This is a genomic window from Camelimonas sp. ID_303_24, from assembly GCF_053543495.1.
On sequence record NZ_JBLLJM010000017.1, the window covers coordinates 105,752 to 122,127 of the forward strand.

Below are 16,376 nucleotides of genomic sequence, written 5' to 3' on the forward strand. Positions count from 1 at the left end.
CTGCTGTGACGCGGCGGCAAGCGCAACAGGAAAGGCAGCGGGTTTGCGAAAGCGGCCGGCGCAAAACCGCCGGCGAAAAGTGGTTGGTCAGGCGTGACTGGCCAGCAGCGGTTGCCCTGGAGCGGTTTCGACCAATCTGGATCGCCATCCGCTCCAGTTCGTCCCTGGGTTTTGGCGCATTCTGACCGATCAGCCGATTCCGGCTGCCGGGACGGTCCAGATGGCGCGAAGCCATGCGCGCGGCGTGGGGGGCCATGACTTTCCAGGATCGGCGGGCGCTGGTACGCTTTGGTATCAAAAACAACAAATAACGTATCAAACGGCCATATCACAGGCGATCCGGCGTTCGCGCGGGTTTCGCCACGGGCGACGGTCGCCACGGACAGTCGCGCCTGACGGGAGAAACGCCATGGCGAAGAGAACACATCGCACCCTGTCTCATGTTCGGTCTCAAGCGCCCTCTGATGCGCGATCGCGCGCGCTCCGGTGGGCGGCGGGCCTGGCGCTGCTGGCCGGCGCCGCGTCGCCGGCGCTGGCGGAGCCGGCCATTTCAGATGGCGTGGTGAAATTCGGCGTGCTGACCGATCTGAGCGGGCCGAGCGCCGACGGCACGGGCAGGGGCTCGGTCGTCGCCGCCGAAATGGCCATCGCCGATTTTGGCGGCAAGGCGCTGGGCAAGCCGGTCGAACTGGTTTTTGCCGATCACCAGAGCAAGACCGACATTGGCATGGCCACGGCGCGCCGCTGGTATGACGCCGAGAAGGTTGATGTGATCCTCGACGTGCCGGTGTCGTCGATCGCTCTTGGGGTGCAGCAACTCACCAGAGAGCGCAATCGCGTCTTCCTGATGATGGGGCCAGGCTCCTCGGAGCTGACCGGCGCCGCCTGCTCGCCCAACGGCGTGCAATGGGTCTACAACACCTATGCGCTGGCCAATGTGGCGGGCAAGGCGCTGGTGGAGCGCGGCGACAACAGCTGGTTCTTCATCACCGCTGACTACACCTTCGGCCACATGCTGGAGAAAGACGCCTCCGCCGTGGTGACGGCCCGGGGCGGCAAGGTGTTGGGCAGCGCGAAGCACCCCTTCAACAGCAATGACTTCGCCTCCCAGGTGGTGCAGGCGAAGAATTCTGGCGCCAAGGTCGTCGCGCTGGCCGACTCGGGCCAGGACACCCAGAACGTCCTGAAGCAGGCGGCGGAATTCGGCCTGGCCGCCGGCGGCCAGAAGCTGATCGCTTTGCTGTTCGGCATCACCGACGTGCCCGGCGTCGGCCTCGACATTGCCCAGGGCATGATGCTCACCGACGCGTTTTACTGGGACAGGGATGATGAAACCCGCGCCTTCGCGAAACGCTTCCACGAGAAGGTCGGGCGGATGCCGACCATGATGCAGGCGGGGGTTTATTCGGCGGTGAGCCACTATCTGAAGGCCGTTGCCGCAGCCGGAACCGATGAGGCCGGCGCCGCGATGGCCCAGATGAAGAAGGTCAAAATCAACGATATCTTCGCCAAAAACGGCTACATCCGCGACGATGGCCAGATGATCCACGACATGTATCTGGTGCAGGTGAAAACCCCGCAGCAGTCGAAGTCGAAGTGGGACGTCTATAACATTGTCGCGACCGTGCCGGGCGAGCAGGCGTTCCAGTCCCTCGACAAATCCGCCTGTCCGCTGGTGAAAAAGGCCAAATAGCCGGTCCAGCCGTCTGTGTGCAGATTTTCCTTCAATCCGGCCGATTTCTGCTTTAAGGCTGGCAAATCTGCACGGGCGTCGCGCCCCTGCACGTAAGCGTTAACGTCACTCAACGCGCATGATCGCGAGGCCTCTGGCTCCGGTCTGCGCGGCTGTGTCCGGCGGATCGGGGTCAGGGCAGGCAGGGCGGACGCCGCTGCGCCCCCGAAAGGACCCGGATGACTTCTCCAGCTTCCCCTATCGACAATTCATCTCCCCGCGTGACGCGCCTCCGGCATGACCTGAAACGCCGGCTGCTTCAGGTGGCCCGCGTCGAGCGCCTGACCCCCGCCATGTTGCGCATCGCCTTCACAGGCGACGCCCTGGCGGACTTCGTCAGCGCCGGCGCCGACGATCACGTGAAAATATTCATCCCGACATCCGGCGGCGAGGTGGTGAGCCGCGACTACACGCCCCGCGCCTTTGACGCGGCGGCCAGAAGTCTGGTGATTGATTTTGCCGTGCACGACGCCGGCCCGGCGACGCTCTGGGCGCTGAATGCGCGGCCAGGCGACCAGCTTGAGATCGGCGGCCCGCGCGGCTCCATGGTCATTGACCCGGACATCGGCTGGTGGCTGCTGATCGGCGACGAGACAGCGCTGCCGGCCATCGGCCGCCGCATCGAGGAGCTGCCGGCCGGCGCCCGCGTCATCAGCCTGGTCGCTGTCTCGGGCAAGAGCGATGAGCAGACCTTCGTCACGGCCGCCAGCCATCAGGCCTTGTGGGTGCACCGGCCGCTTGACCAGGCGGATGACCCGGAGCCGGTGCTGCGCAGCCTCGCGCCGCTGGAATTGCCCGCCGGCGACGGTTTCGTCTGGATCGCCGCCGAGGCCCGCGTAGCCCGGGCGGCGCGCCAGTTCCTTGTTGAACAGCGGGGGCATCCGCTGCCCTGGCTGAAGGCCTCTGGTTATTGGGTCCGGGGCGTCGCCGACGCATCGGACAAGCTCATCGGATAAGTGGCTGGCGGGGACCAGGCGCTGGCAAATCCGCTTCCGGAAACCCTGATACCAAGGCCCGGTGAGCTTGACTCACCGGGCCTTGGTGAAGCCCGTGCGGCGCTTGAGCAATTCAGAATGCGGATGCGTGAGCATCTTCGCATTCTGGTATGAGCCGGGGCTTATGCCAGCGCGCCGGGATGCAGGGCATCCGCAGCCTGCAAGGCCCAGGCGCCGCCAGGGCTTGGCCCAGACCCAATGAAGCGATGCTTTGGGAGCGCTGCTTTTGCGCGAACGCTGCCTTTGCGCGAGCGCTACCTGGCGCGCGCGCTGTTTTGGCGCGCGCTTCCGGGGTTTGGCGCCAGGGCGGGCGGGTTCAGTTCACCTGCCGGTCGCGTCCCTCCCAATAGGGCGCGCGCAACTCCCGGCGCAGGATCTTGCCTGACGGGTTGCGCGGCAGCGCGTCAATGAAATCGATGGATTTTGGCGTCTTGTAGCCGGCGATGCGCGTGCGCGTGAAGGCAATAATGTCTTCGGCCGAGGCCTGTCCGCCCGGCCGCAGCACCACCACCGCCTTGACGCTCTCGCCCCATTTGTCATCGGGCACGCCGATCACCGCCGTTTCGGCGACGTCCGGGTGATCGCAAACGGCGCTTTCCACCTCGGCCGGATAGACGTTCTCGCCGCCGGAAATGATCATGTCCTTGATGCGGTCCTGGATGAACAGATAGCCGTCCTCATCCAGATAGCCGGCGTCGCCGGTCAGCAGCCAGCCATCGCTGTCGACGGTTTTGGCGGTTGCCTCCGGCAGGTTCCAGTAGCCAGCCATATTGGCGCCGGAGCGGGTGGCGACCTCGCCAGTCTCACCGGCCGGCAGCGGCTTGCCATCGCTGTCGCGCACCATCAGTTCAACGCCCGGCATCGCCTTGCCGGCGGCGCGCATCCGCTCGCCGCCCGTCAAATGGTCCGCCGGCGGCAGCGCCACGATCGAACCCGTGGTCTCGGTCATGCCGTACACCTGCACGAACTCGCAGCCGAAGGTGTCGATGCATTCCCGCAGCAGCGCGGCGGGGATTGGCGAGGCGCCATAGAAGATGGTTTTCAGCCGGGAGTAATCCGCCGTGGCCGCCCGGGGCAGGCGCACCACGATTTGCAACGCGGCGGGCACCATGAAAATCCGGCTGACGCCCGATTGCTCGAAATAATCCAGCACCTTGCCCGGATCGAACTCGCGCGCCACCACGCCCCTGGCGCCGAAGCACAGGCTGTTGACGCCCCATTGCGTGCCGCCGATGTGGAAGCAGGGCATGGCCAGCAGCGCAACGTCCTGGTCCGACCAGTCGTTCCAGGACGCCCGATTGGCCGGGTCTTCCGCCTGGACCATGTGCAGCAGATTGCCGTGGGACAGCATCGCGCCCTTGGGCTTGCCGGTGGTGCCGGAGGTGTAGAGCTGGATGACCACGTCGTCGCGGCCCACCGGCGTCGCTGGCGCCGCGCTGCCCTGGGCGTCGCGCCAGGCGGCATAGTCCAGCCATTCCGCCGCCCCGCCTTCGGTGGTGAAGATGCTGCGGACGTGGGGAAGGTCGCCCTGGATCTTCCGCGCCAGATCAACGAATTCCGGCCCGACAAACAGCACCGGCGCCGCGCAGTCATTGATGATGAAGGCGCTTTCGGGCGGGGCCAGCCGCCAGTTCACCGGCGTCATCACCACGCCAGCCTTGCCGGCCCCCATCAGCAGTTCGAAATAAATGTCGCTGTTCTTGCCGATATAGGCGATGCGGTCGCCCTTGCCGAGGCCGAGGGCGGCAAGCCCGTTGGCGACGCGATCGGTATTGGCGTCCAGTTCGGCAAATGACGTTTGCCGGCCCTCAAATTCGTAGGCGATCAATCCGGCCCGGTCGCGGGCTTGCGCCCGCACCACGTCGGCAAGCGTTGGCAAGATGTCTGGCGACGCCATTTTCGTGTTTCCTCCCCAGGGGCCCTGTTGTTTTTTCCTGCCCGCGAAAGGCCAGCGCGCGCCGGCCAGGCGGGTGCGTCGTATATGACGCAGAGCCGGAACGGCCGCCATGCCGAAGCGTTGAAACGGTTCAACAGGCGGCGGCCCGCTCTGACGGGCGACCGTACCAGATCCCCGCGGCGCCTGTGCGGCGATTGTCAGCCAGAATGCGCCTGGCGCTTTCGCAAGGGCGTCGGCCGCTGCGGGCGGCGCACGGCCTGGTTGTTGGCCTAAAGCGGGGCGCAGGAAAGCGTGGCCCGGGGCGCGCAGTTGCACTGGTAATTGACGCTGTTGCAGATGCGGATGTCCAGGCTGAAGTCAGCGCAATTGCATTCGACCCGATAGGCCGAATTGGCGAAGGTTGAGAAGAGGGAGAACCCGCGGCCGCTGTTGGCTGGTTTTGACCCCACCTGAAATTTGCTGCTGCTCGCGTCCGTGGTTGTGCTGGCGTTTGCCAGGGCCGCGCCAGGCATATGGAGGGCCGCGCCAGGCGCGCAGAGGCTGGCGGCGACGAAAAACATGACGGGCGCCAAAATGCGCATCAGACAATCTCCAGAGGCGAGGGGCGTGGGGATCATACGCAACCTGGCGGCGGAAGTCGTGGGGAGACATGAACCAGTCGCCGCGCCGTCAGGCGGACGTGGCCCGCCTGTCCGGAGCCGTTGCCGTGAGGCGGGCGCCGTGGTTGAAGAACGGGGCGCGCGCATGTGTAAAATCCGGGGATACAGGTTGGCGGCGCTGAATTCCAGTATGGCGCGACGGAGTTTGACGCTAGTGATGCACGCAATGAAATGCGATTGTCCATCTGTCCGGAGACTTGTGGTCGCCGGAATGTTAATTGAACCTGCCTGGGCGCGTTGTAAAACCAGGGCAGCAAGAATAGTGCGGTGAGAGACATGCCGTTCAGCAATGGGAGCCGCGTTCATCTGCCGAGCGCGGAGTTGAGGGTGATCAGCGCCCACGAGGACGGTCTTCATATCGAGATCCGACCGTCGGATGGCCCGATCGGAGGCATATCGATTTTTTTGAGCGCGGGCTCATTTCCGGCGCTGCTGCGGGGCATCGCCGACAGCATGAATCCCGGCGTCGCCGCGGCGCCCCCGGATGCCGCAACGACGGCAGACGGGCAGCCCGCTGCAGAGGACGAAGGCGATGGCATCCCGGCTGAGAACGCGGCGGCGGAGATCTGGCTCCGGGCCGAGCAGCCGGCGCGGGCAGCCGAGCGGGCCGATGACGTGCTCGATGCGCCTTCCTTCTGGCAGAGATTTCGTGATCGCCGCTAGGACAGCCCAGCCGGTATGAACGCGCCGCCCGGCGGCGGCGCGCTTTGCCAGGAGCGCGTCAGCGCTTCCGGTCACCGCCAGCCGCCGCTGGCGTCCATCGTGCAGCCAAGCGCGCGGTAGGCGGCGTCGATCAGGCTTTGTCCCCGGTCGTTGAGCAGGATGCCTGGCCCCATCCGGTTCATGGTGTAGCCGAAGCTCATCCCCGCCGCCGGATCAGCAAAGCCAATAGAGCCGCCGGCGCCAACATGGCCAAACGCGGCGTCAGACATGATCACCGAGCAGTCGGCCGCATTGTCGAGGCGGCGATTGTCCATCGACTTCATGAAACCCAGGGAGAACCGCGTCGGGATGGCGAGGGTCGCATCCTCGTGCGTGGCCACCGATACACGCGCCATGCGCGCCAGGGCGTCCGGGCTGACCAGCCTGACGCCGTTCAGCGCGCCGCCACTGGCCAGTGGCGCATACAGGCCGGCGAGACCACGCGCGTTGGTGACGCCCGTTGCCGAACCGATTTCCGCCGCCCGCGCCTCGCGGGAGTTCGGATTGAAATGTCCATTGTTGAACAGGAACAGCGCTGACGGGCTGAGCGGGTCCGCCATGGCGGCAAGCACGATCCGGCTGCCGCGCGACGCCTCGTCGGGAATGAACGGCAGCACCGGAGCGACCCGGCTCTCCATGGCCTCGGGCAGCCCCATCCAGAAATCAATGCCGAGCGGCCCGGCCACTTCCTGCTGGAAAAACGCGCCCATGCGCATGCCCGTGGAGCGCCGCACCATCTCACCAACGGTCCAGGCGCTGGTGACGGCGTGATAGCCGTTGCGCGTTCCCGGCCGCCAGAACGGCGCCTCCTTTTCGAGAAGCCCAACCATGTGCGCATAATCATAATAGGCGCCGGGCCTGAGTTCCTCACGCAAGGCGGGAACGCCGGCCGAATGGTCGAGCATCATTGAAACCCGCGTCGCTTCCTTGCCAGCCTGGCCGTATTCGGGCCAGTACCGCGTGACCGGGGCGTCGAGATCGAGCAGGCCGCGGTCCGCCGCCATATGGGCGCACAGGGCGGAGGCGCCCTTGGTGCAGGAAAACACCACCGACAGGGTGTCCTGTTCCCAGGCCGGGCCATCTGGCGTTTTGCGGCCGCCCCACAGATCAACCACGGTTTTCCCGCCAACGGAAATGGCGACGCTGGCGCCGATTTCGCCGCGCGTATTGAAGTTCTCCGCGAAAACCTCCAGCACCCCGGCATATTGCGGATCGCAAAATCCGGATATGCCGCCCTGGACCGTGGTCTTTCCCTGAACGTTCATCGTTTCCCCCGTCAGTCCTTTATCTCGCCACAGGCTGGCAGCTTGCCGGCGGGTTGCCAACCCACGATGGCCTGCATGGCGCGGGCCAGGGCGGCGGCTCCCCACGCGGCGGCAGGTTTCCTCACGGGCAGGGGCAGCCCCCCTGGCGCGGAAGGGCGGATGGCCAGGGCAAATGGCAAGGGCTCGGGCGTGTGGCAAGGGTAAAAGGGCGCGCGTCGTCAGGGCGTCGCTCCTGCATGTCGCGCCAGTCAGGCGAACGGAGTTGGGCGCGATGCAGGGAATATCCCGCCGGATACGGGTCCGAGGGCCCGCACATGCCGGAGCGCCCAGGCAGATCGCCATATCCAGGGGACTGAAAGTCCACGCCTTTCGTTGGTCGTCTGCAATATCCCCATGGATTTTGAGCGCGCCCCCTGGTTTTCCGTTGACCTCCCACCCGTCTGTGACTATCCCTTGCCGCAGCCGGAGACGTGGCCGAGAGGCTGAAGGCACTCGTTTGCTAAATGAGCAAGCCTGGAAACGGGCTTCGAGGGTTCGAATCCCTCCGTCTCCGCCATTTTTCTTTTAAAGAATTGCGAAATTTGACGTTTTGGCGATCTGCCGGTCATTGCGCGGGTCATCTGTTTGCGGCCGTATTGCTCCAGGCGCGACAAATAGCTTCACACTCCACACACCGCCTCTTGCCGTCATGGCGCAACGAAAAAGCCGCCGGGGTTCAGGCGGGGACAGCTAACGCCTCTCGACACGCGCCCCGGCGAGCAAGACATGCGCCTGCTTCAGCGCAAATGCGATCTGGGCTTCCGTGAACTTCGACGCCTTCATGGAGCTCTCCTTCATCCCGCAACCGGGAGGATAAGTGGAAAATTCCAGTTCTGGATGGACCAATTTCTGGGGAGCGGGTCACAAACCGTCAGATCGAATTCAGAGCTGGATTAAGCTTGGAGGCAAGGCTTGGGGGCGTTGACCAACGTCTGGCCTTTCTCTATTTAATGCTCAATATGAGTATATAGCCAAATCAATTGCCCGCATGCCCCCGAGGGGGGGTGAGCTATCACGAATTTGAGTCGCACTGGAGACAGGGCGTTCGTGTCAGATTTCATAAATTCAATTGGTCTCATACGTATTGATAAGGATATCGGATCTTGGCCAAGATACGCAGTTTCGGCCCGTTTGCACGCCTTCGCAGCGACGCCAGCAGCCACGTCATCCGGTATGGCAACAAGGGAGCTCATCAGAGCGGACGAGGCATGGTTTTCTGGTTCGGGCCAGGCACCTCCAGCATTGCGGAAGTGCCTATGGACGATCGCGAGGCAACCGTGTTTCTCAAAGGGCGTACTCAGGATTTTCAGACCCTGGCTGTCCAGGGTATTCTGACGTGGCGTGTGGCGGATCCTGAACGTCTGGCAAGCCGTGTCGACTTCAGCATTGCGCTTGACAGCGGTCTGCCCCGCAGCGAGCCGATTGAGCGCATCGAAACCCGGTTGGCCGGCCTCTTCAGCCAGGCCTCCCTCGAATATCTCGCAACAGCGCCCGTTCGCGTCCTGCTCGACGCCGGCATTGAGCCGCTGCGCGCCCGCATCGAGACCTCACTTGCAGAAGCACCCGGTCTGGCAGAAGTCGGGGTTGCCATAGTCTCGGTCCGGCTTGCCAGTCTCACCCCAACCAGCGAGCTGGAGCGGGCGCTCCAGACGCCAACTTTCGAGGCTCTGCAGCAGAAAGCTGACGAGGCAACATTCGAGCGTCGGGCGTTGGCCGTCGAGAAGGAGCGCGCCATCGCAGAGAATGAACTCGCCAACAAGGTGGAGCTCGCGCGGCGCGAGAAACAGCTCATCGCCGAGGAAGGGGAAAATGCGCGCAATCGCGCTTCGGGGCGCGCCGCAGCCATGCAGGTGGAGACAGCAGCAGAGGCCGGGCGTATTCGCACGCTCGAGACGGCAAAGTCTGAGGCAGAGTTTGCCCGTATGGCAATCTATCGCGATCTGCCGCCGACGGTGATGATGGGCCTGGCTGCCCGCGAACTGGCAACCAAACTGAGCAAAATCGACCACATCAACGTGACCCCTGATCTCTTGGCCGCCCTTGTCGAAGGGTTCCGCAAACCCTCGCCGGAGCCGGAGAACGCCAGCACCGGTCTGCGGGCATGACGACAATCGCACCTCGCGCGGTTTTTGTGACCCGGGAGACTGACTATGAACTCCTGCTCGCGCGACATGCGACGCGCGAGCAGGCCCGGTTCTTTCTGGAAGCGAGAGGGCAAAAAATCGCTGATGTGGAAGCGCGCCATGAACGGTTCGTCAAGGTGCTTCGTCAAGCGCGCGCCGCTGTCCCCGCCGAGTGGCGGCAAACACAGGTGCGGCGGGCTGATTTTGACCGTTTCCTTTTCGGGCCGGAAGATGTGGTGGTCGCAGTAGGGCAGGATGGGCTCGTTGCCAATGTGGCCAAATATCTTGATGGCCAACCGGTTCTGGGGATCAATCCTGATCCGGACCTTTATGACGGAGTTCTGGTGCGCACGGCGCCCGGTCGCCTCGCCAGGCTACTCCTGGCTTGCGCTCGCAAAGAAATGCGTCTCGAACACCGGACCATGGTTGAGGCCAGGTTAGAGAATGGTGAAAGCATCCTCGCTCTGAACGAGGTTTTCATCGGACACCGCGGCCATCAATCCGCGCGCTATCGAATTGTCGTAGGTTCGGTAGAGGAAAACCACAGTTCGAGTGGGTTGATCGTTGCCTCCGGAACAGGCGTCACCGGCTGGGCGCGATCGATCATGGAAGCAACCGGGATCCAGCTGTCACTGGCTCCAGAGGAAAAAGCTGTCGCATATTTCGCTCGTGAGCCGTTTCCAACCGTGGCTACTGGAACTGCCTTACGCGCCGGAAAACTCCTCGACTGCGGCATTATCATTACGTCTCATATGAATGAAGGCGGAACGATCTTCGCGGATGGCATGGAGCAGGATTGGATCGCGTTTGATTGGGGACGCCATCTTACCGTCGCTCCATCTGCTCGCACGCTTAATCTGGTTGCGGCATGAGGGGACAAAATACTTCTTCACTGGGGCTATCCTGTGAATAGCCCCTGGATTTGTGGACGCCTTCTTTCCTGGTTTTGAGGCAAGCAGGCCATGATGGTAACCGGAAATTTCACGGATGATTTCAAGCGCGATGCAGTCGCGCAGATCACCGAACGGGGTTACCCCGTTGCAGAGGTTGCGAAGGGGGCCGGGGTCAGCCGGCGCTCGCTTTATGCGTGGCGGCGGAAGTTCGCGAAGCCATCAGGTGGTGATGATGATCAGGCCGCCGAAATCCGACGCCTGAAGAAGGAACTGGCGCGCGTCGCCGAGGAGCGCGACATTGTGAAAAAAGGCCACCGCGTATTTCGCCAGGGATGCCAAGTGAGATACGCGTTCGTTGCCGAGCACCGCCAGCAGTTCAATGTGCGAGCGATGTGCCGCTGCCTGCGCATCCGACCCAACGGCTTCTACGCCTGGTTGAAGAGCCTATGGAGCAGACGGGCTCGGGGAGATGCCCGTCATCCGCCCGTGAGCCTGGAGCGGCAGGGTAGTCTCGCCCCAATCCGGCGGCGGGCGACGGCGCTGACGCAGTTCTCTTTGCCAGGCTTGAGGGGAAGCCATGTCCCGTGTGCCACACATCATCATCAATGGCGTCCGCCTCTCACGCGCCGAGGCCGTGACGGTTCAGGTGGCTGTCACCGATTTGCAAACGATCCAGCCATCAGCCCACGGCGGCGATGCGGTCGGTGATGCCCTGGCCGTCAGCTACCGCGCCAACGCGGCAAGCATCCTGCGGATCATGCGCGAAGGGCGAGCCGACACAGCGGCTCGTCCGGCCCCAGATGGCCCTGCCGTGGAGCCTGCCCGGCCAATGTCGCGGGCTGAGGAACACATTCTCTCCCTTGCCAGCCGCCGCATGGGTTACCGCCCGGGTATGGGCAAGCCCTGGTGGGCTCTCATTGCGCCGTGGCACGCCCGGCGCCTGCTTCGCCGTCTTGAAGCTGAAGGCCTGATCGTCGCGGACCGGGGACCAGATGGCGCGGCCGTTTTTCGCACGGTGCGAGAGCCGGCCTGAGCCACGGAAACGGTCATGGCGAAGCGCGCATGAGGCCAGAACGGGCCGTCAGCGTCCTTGCAGATATGAACCTGGCAAAAAAACACCCCGAAGGGCGGCTGAAACCGCCTCAATGCACGGACGGTTTCGGCCGTCACGGAACCGGGCGAGAAACCAGGCAAGCAAGCGGGACGCCGCCTGGCGGCGGCGTCCTGTACCTTGCGGGGCTTTGTTTTCGGAGCCGCCTGTCAATGCGACGGCAGCGCCCAAACTGGCTCCTGATGCGCCTTCATGGTTTCGAGCGCCGCAAGCGCCCTGCGCCTGCCGCCTTCGATATCCGGTGCATCCAACCTGTTCCGCGCCCGCGCGGCGCGCCACGATCCGGGCGCCGCGCTCAAGAAGCTTTGCGCGCCCTCCGAGGCTTCCTTCAGCCAGTAATCCCTGTAGCTGCTCTTTCCATCAAATTTCTCAGCCTGCGTTTTGGGATTGAATATCCGGAAGAATGGCGAGGCGTCTGGTCCGCATCCGGCCACCCATTGCCAGTTCACGGCATTCGAGGCCGGGTCCCAGTCAGCCAGCGTCTCGCTGAACCATTGCAGGCCAACGCGCCAGTCCGTCAGCAGGTGCTTCGTCAGATAGCTTGCGGCAACCATCCGCACGCGATTGTGCATACGCCCCGTGGCGTATAGCTCGCGCATGCCGGCGTCGACCAGCGGGACGCCCGTTTCGCCCCGTCTCCAGGCTTCTGCGTCGGCGTTGTCCTTGCGCCAGGGGAAAACCTCCCATTCCCGCCGCCAGCTGCTGGTCTCCATGTCTGGAAAGCTGGTGCAGAGATCGCGTGAGAACTCGCGCCAGGCCAGTTGTCGCAGAAAGGGCTCGACGCCGTGCGCGCCCTCATGACTTGCCAGCAGCGCCCTGCGCCAGATTTGCCGCGCGCTGATTTCGCCGACCGCAAGGGCGTCGGAGAGCTCCGAGGTCGCCCCGGCGCGCCACGGCTCTTCCTTGTGGAGCGCGTAATCGGCGGCCGAGGCGTCCAGGAACGCTTCGAGGCGGTCATGCGCCTGCTGTTCGCCGGCCCGGACATGGCGTTGCAGGCTTTCCCAGCCGCGGGCCATTGCCACGCGAGCTTCGGGCCACGCCGTCAGGTCGCTTGCCGGCCAGTTTTCCGGCGCGGGCAGGGCTGGGGCAGGCAGCGGTTGAAGAATGTTGCTCTGCCGCAGGGCCTTCCAGAACGGCGTGAAGACCTTGTACGGCTCGCCGCGCCCCGTGCCCAGATGCATGCGGGGAACGAGATCGCCCGGAGGATGAAAATGGATGGCAGCCGGGGAGCCAGGCGCTACCAGCCCCTCATCGCTGGCAAATGGAAAGCCTGCTGTTGTGTGAACGGTTGCTGCGCCGGTTTCGCGCAGAAGTTGGGAAAGCACCTCGCCTGGCTTGCCGCGCCTGACAATCAGCCGGCTTCCGCGCGCTGCGAGGCTTTGGGCAAGGAACGGCAGTGACGCCGCCTGACGCGCCGCTGATGCAGGACGTCTGGCTGCTTCCTCAGGATCAAGGATCACGAGGGGGATCACCGGACCTGTCCGCGCGGCGGCGACGAGCGCGGGATGGTCGTGAATGCGCAGGATGCGCCTGAACCAGCATACCGAGATCATTGAACGGTCTTTCGCATCTCTGGCCGCCTGCGGGCCGGGGTGGCGCCGCCCGCAGATTTGCATTTACCGGATTTCCGCTGACGCATTGCGGCGTGATGCCCCGTGACGGACGCACAGCCCGGAGTGGCTTCGAAACCCCGGTCAGGCGCGGCCTGCCGAACTGTTGCGGAGCGGGCGTATCCGTCCTGATCTCAACCAGGGCGCGCGTCAACCATCTTCCGTTGTGGTCAGGGCCGCCTTTCCGCTGATCATTTCCTTCATTTTCACCGCCGCGGTCGCGTAGCCGCCATCGGCCCCATCGACGAAATGCATGTGCTGCGTCATGCCAAGCCCCGGGACGATGCAGGTCATCAGCGCGCTATCCTGCCGGTGCAGCCCAAAAAAGCACGCGCCGCGCTCCGCCGCCGCGCGGAGCATGGCCGTGATCCGCTGCAGGCCCGCGTCATCAATGTCGACGGTCATCTTCAGCCCATCGTCGAATTTTCGGAAATCGGTGTTCTGGTGGATTTCGCGGATGTAGCGCCGCGCATTGAAGCGACCGAGGGAAATCCCCGTTCTGTAAGACAGCCAGACCATGACGATTGAAGCTTTTGCCAACAGGCGCGCCCGCCTGCGCTCAGGTTCGGGATGGGCGCGCATTTCGGTCTCAACGCCACTAAAATCAACAAGTGGCGCAGGACCGTTCACAGGCGTCGGGTTTGGCGTATGGCCGGCGGAGGCGGTGGCCGCCACCACCTGGGTCACCAGGGCGTTGAAGGCTGCATCCACGCCGCGTTTTCCTGGCGTCACGATGATGGATACGATGTTGCCATTGTTGGACGGAAGCGGGCTCCAGCGGCAGGAAAGGCCGTGCAGGTCTGGCAGGCTGCCCGCTGGGGAGGGAGGCACGGCAAACTGGCCCTCTTTCATCCGCGCCTCGGCCCAGGCGGAGCCGCCGCCACTGAACATGGCGTAGGCCAGCCCCGTTCCTGTGCGAAATAGCGATACCAGCACATCCAGGCCGGCCGCGCGCACGGCGGTTAGCGGGACGAGCGCAACGCGCATGTCCAGTTGCAATTCATCAGCGATCCAGCGGGCGCTGTCGGCCAGCGCCTGGCGCGCCGCATTTGCCCCGCTTTCCGGGATGGCGACAGTTGCGCCGTCTCCGCCGAAAACGAAGGGCAGATCCGGGCGGCCAAGGGCGTTCAAAATGGCCGTGATGACCGACGCCCCCGCCATGTTCACCGTTTTATAATTCCCGCCAGCGATCGCGGTCCGCGACGACACCACATCCGCCACCGCAAGCAGCCAGTCATCGGGCAGGCGCTGGTAGTGCGCGGGGTTCGCCACATCCGCGAATTCGGAGAAAACCGGGAACTCGGGCAAAACATCCGGAGGGAGCGCGGTGGTCATCATGAGCCCTCGACGTAGGAGCGCCATGCGGCTGCGCCCCTTAACTTAAGTGTGCGCGAGGGTTTTTGAAATGATCCGGCGTAGCCGGGCGGCCGGGGCAACGGAGCCAGCCTGGTCAGATCACTGGATGGCCCCTGGCTTCAGGTTCCGGCGTTTGCAAAACGCGGCGCGCTTTTCAACGAAGGCGCGTCGCTTCCTTATGGCGACCGGTCACAGCGACAGCGTCCCCGGGCGGCTTTCGCGTCGGGAAACGCGTCAAACGAAACCATCTTGGCCAGGTGAGGCTGCGCTTCGCGCCGGACAGGAGCAGACTGGCCCCCTGGGTCAGATGGGCCGCAGGCCACGGTAGCGCGCGAAGACGCGCTGCCCGTCGGCCGAAAAGGCAACGACCTCATAGTCCTGAGGCGGTTGACCCGGAACCTCCATGCCTGGCGAGCCGGTCGGCATGCCGGCAACGGCAATGCCCCTGGCCTGGGGGCGCTCCGCAAGCAGTCGCCTGATCGCTCCGGCCGGAACATGCCCTTCGATGACATAGCCGTCGATTTCCGCCGTGTGACATGACATGAGGCTTCCGGGAACGCCCAGTTTTGCCTTGAGGGGCATGACATCCGGAATTTCGACCACGTCGACTGGAAAACCGGCGGACCGGATATGCTCAACCCAGCTGCCGCAACAACCGCAATATGGGTCGCGGGTAACGGTCATCCGCGGGGGCGTCCCGGCAGCCAGCGATCGGTGCGGCAATGACAGCGCCGCTGCGGCCTGCGCGATGCCAATGATCAGCATGCGACGGGATGGGGCGAGTTTGGCGGCCAAGCAAGGCTCCTTTACCGAACCGGGGTGCATGGGCGCCTGTGAGACCTGCACAGGACCCGGGGGCCAGAATGAGTAGCCAGGGGAGCCTGAAAAGTCCGGTTGTTCCAGAGCCCCTGGGCATTGTTGTGTAGCAATGCAGGGGAGCTGGCGTCCGTTACAAATTGTTACGCCCCGGGGCCTCGCCCCCACGTCCGGCCTTCACCGCGCGGGCTCCCCGATGACGGCCATCATCCCGTGCGTTTGATCAGCGCCATGGCCGCCGCCGGGTTGCGCAGCTTGTGGCCGCTGATGACGTAGAGAAAAACATCGCGGGGAACGACAGCCGCCGGCTCGCCCGCATAGTCCAGCCCTTCCGGCGCGCGGCCCGCCGCCCACGTCCTGGCGCGCTCCGCCCACAGGTCGAGACTGGCGTTATCGTAGCCATCTGGCCCGGCGTCCTCCCGGGCGCCCATGATGCGGGCGTAGACAAACGGCGCCGTTACATCGGCGATCTGCGGATATTCACTGTCCCCGGCGACCACCGCCGCCACCCCGAATTTGCGGAGCAGGCCAGTGAACTCTGGCGTGCGGAAACTGTCATGGCGCACCTCCACCACGTGACGCAGATCACGCCCCCCGATGGATTGCGGCAGCAGTTTCAGGAAGGCTTCGAAGTCACCCGGATCGAATTTCTTCGTGGCCATGAATTGCCAGTTGATCGGGCCGAGTTTGTCGCCCAACTCCGTGACGCCGCTGGTGAAAAACCGTTCAATGGTTTCGCCGGCCTCCGCCAGCACGCGGCGGTTGGTGGCGAAACGCGGCGCCTTCAGTGAAAATACAAAGTCATCAGGCGTTTCGTCGCGCCATTTGGCAAAGCTCTCCGGCTTTTGCGAGCCGTAATAGGTGCCGTTGATCTCGATCGAGGTCAGATGCGCGCCGGCATATTCCAGTTCGCGCCTTTGCGGCAGTTTTTCTGGATAAAATACGCCGCGCCATGGCGCGTAGGTCCAGCCGCCGATGCCAATCCTGATTTTTCCCGCCTTGCCGCCCAATGTCGTCATCCCGTTTCCAGACCGCCCGTGTCGCGCCAGGGTAACGCATCCGGATGGGCGCGCGCTCCGGATTGTGCTTTCAAACTGGCGTGAATGGTCCGGAAACGCGTGGTTCCCGTCAATATGGGATGACGCGGCGGCCCTGGATCATCGTCTCCAGGGCCGCCG

12 protein-coding genes, 1 tRNA gene and 1 pseudogene are annotated in these 16,376 nt (G+C 64.2%); 8 read left to right on the plus strand and 6 right to left on the minus strand.

The window, feature by feature from the left end; all coding sequences use genetic code 11:
- Nucleotides 1-409 precede the first annotated feature (409 nt).
- Nucleotides 410-1,693 carry an ABC transporter substrate-binding protein gene (locus tag ACERNI_RS14780; RefSeq protein ID WP_448834017.1) on the plus strand — a complete coding sequence of 428 codons (1,284 nt, stop codon included), beginning with the start codon at nucleotides 410-412 and terminating at the stop codon, nucleotides 1,691-1,693.
- A 218-nt stretch (nucleotides 1,694-1,911) separates the two neighbouring features.
- Nucleotides 1,912-2,688 (plus strand): siderophore-interacting protein, encoded by a 777-nt coding sequence (locus tag ACERNI_RS14785; protein ID WP_448834018.1) that lies wholly within the window; start codon nucleotides 1,912-1,914, stop codon nucleotides 2,686-2,688.
- Nucleotides 2,689-3,043: 355 nt separating this feature from the next.
- Here ACERNI_RS14785 and ACERNI_RS14790 read toward each other — a convergent pair whose 3' ends face one another.
- Nucleotides 3,044-4,624 carry a fatty acid--CoA ligase gene (locus ACERNI_RS14790; RefSeq protein WP_448834019.1) on the minus strand — a complete coding sequence of 527 codons (1,581 nt, stop codon included), beginning with the start codon at nucleotides 4,622-4,624 and terminating at the stop codon, nucleotides 3,044-3,046.
- Between the two features lie 935 nt (nucleotides 4,625-5,559).
- Between ACERNI_RS14790 and ACERNI_RS14795 the strand changes: the two genes are divergently transcribed.
- Complete coding sequence (locus ACERNI_RS14795; protein WP_448834020.1) at nucleotides 5,560-5,946, plus strand: hypothetical protein; 387 nt, start codon at nucleotides 5,560-5,562, stop codon at nucleotides 5,944-5,946.
- Nucleotides 5,947-6,017: 71 nt separating this feature from the next.
- Here ACERNI_RS14795 and ACERNI_RS14800 read toward each other — a convergent pair whose 3' ends face one another.
- A complete protein-coding gene (locus ACERNI_RS14800; protein ID WP_448834021.1) occupies nucleotides 6,018-7,250 on the minus strand; it encodes a serine hydrolase domain-containing protein in 1,233 nt (410 codons plus the stop codon).
- 464 nt (nucleotides 7,251-7,714) lie between these two features.
- Between ACERNI_RS14800 and ACERNI_RS14805 the strand changes: the two genes are divergently transcribed.
- From ACERNI_RS14805 to ACERNI_RS14825, 5 genes and pseudogenes are all read left to right on the plus strand, one after another.
- A tRNA-Ser gene (locus ACERNI_RS14805) sits at nucleotides 7,715-7,806 on the plus strand.
- A 586-nt stretch (nucleotides 7,807-8,392) separates the two neighbouring features.
- On the plus strand, nucleotides 8,393-9,394 hold the full coding sequence (locus ACERNI_RS14810) for an SPFH domain-containing protein (RefSeq protein WP_448834022.1): 1,002 nt from the start codon (nucleotides 8,393-8,395) through the stop codon (nucleotides 9,392-9,394).
- Nucleotides 9,391-10,284 carry a hypothetical protein gene (locus ACERNI_RS14815; protein WP_448834023.1) on the plus strand — a complete coding sequence of 298 codons (894 nt, stop codon included), beginning with the start codon at nucleotides 9,391-9,393 and terminating at the stop codon, nucleotides 10,282-10,284. Before ACERNI_RS14810 ends, ACERNI_RS14815 begins: the two co-directional genes overlap by 4 nt.
- A gap of 90 nt (nucleotides 10,285-10,374) precedes the next feature.
- Nucleotides 10,375-10,782, plus strand: a pseudogene (locus ACERNI_RS14820) (transposase); the annotation flags it as partial.
- Between the two features lie 100 nt (nucleotides 10,783-10,882).
- Nucleotides 10,883-11,338, plus strand: a complete 456-nt coding sequence (locus ACERNI_RS14825) for a hypothetical protein (RefSeq protein WP_448834034.1) — start codon at nucleotides 10,883-10,885, stop codon at nucleotides 11,336-11,338.
- A 227-nt stretch (nucleotides 11,339-11,565) separates the two neighbouring features.
- Here ACERNI_RS14825 and ACERNI_RS14830 read toward each other — a convergent pair whose 3' ends face one another.
- The 4 genes from ACERNI_RS14830 to ACERNI_RS14845 all read right to left on the minus strand — a co-directional run bounded on the left by ACERNI_RS14830 (nucleotide 11,566) and on the right by ACERNI_RS14845 (nucleotide 16,217).
- On the minus strand, nucleotides 11,566-12,969 hold the full coding sequence (locus tag ACERNI_RS14830; RefSeq protein ID WP_448834024.1) for a cryptochrome/photolyase family protein: 1,404 nt from the start codon (nucleotides 12,967-12,969) through the stop codon (nucleotides 11,566-11,568).
- A gap of 207 nt (nucleotides 12,970-13,176) precedes the next feature.
- The gene (locus ACERNI_RS14835; RefSeq protein ID WP_448834025.1) at nucleotides 13,177-14,364 is read right to left on the minus strand and encodes a DUF3095 domain-containing protein; all 1,188 of its coding nucleotides are present in this window, start codon (nucleotides 14,362-14,364) and stop codon (nucleotides 13,177-13,179) included.
- 321 nt (nucleotides 14,365-14,685) lie between these two features.
- Nucleotides 14,686-15,147 carry a DUF411 domain-containing protein gene (locus ACERNI_RS14840; protein WP_448834033.1) on the minus strand — a complete coding sequence of 154 codons (462 nt, stop codon included), beginning with the start codon at nucleotides 15,145-15,147 and terminating at the stop codon, nucleotides 14,686-14,688.
- Nucleotides 15,148-15,404: 257 nt separating this feature from the next.
- Nucleotides 15,405-16,217, minus strand: a complete 813-nt coding sequence (locus tag ACERNI_RS14845; protein ID WP_448834026.1) for a DUF72 domain-containing protein — start codon at nucleotides 16,215-16,217, stop codon at nucleotides 15,405-15,407.
- Nucleotides 16,218-16,376 lie beyond the last annotated feature (159 nt).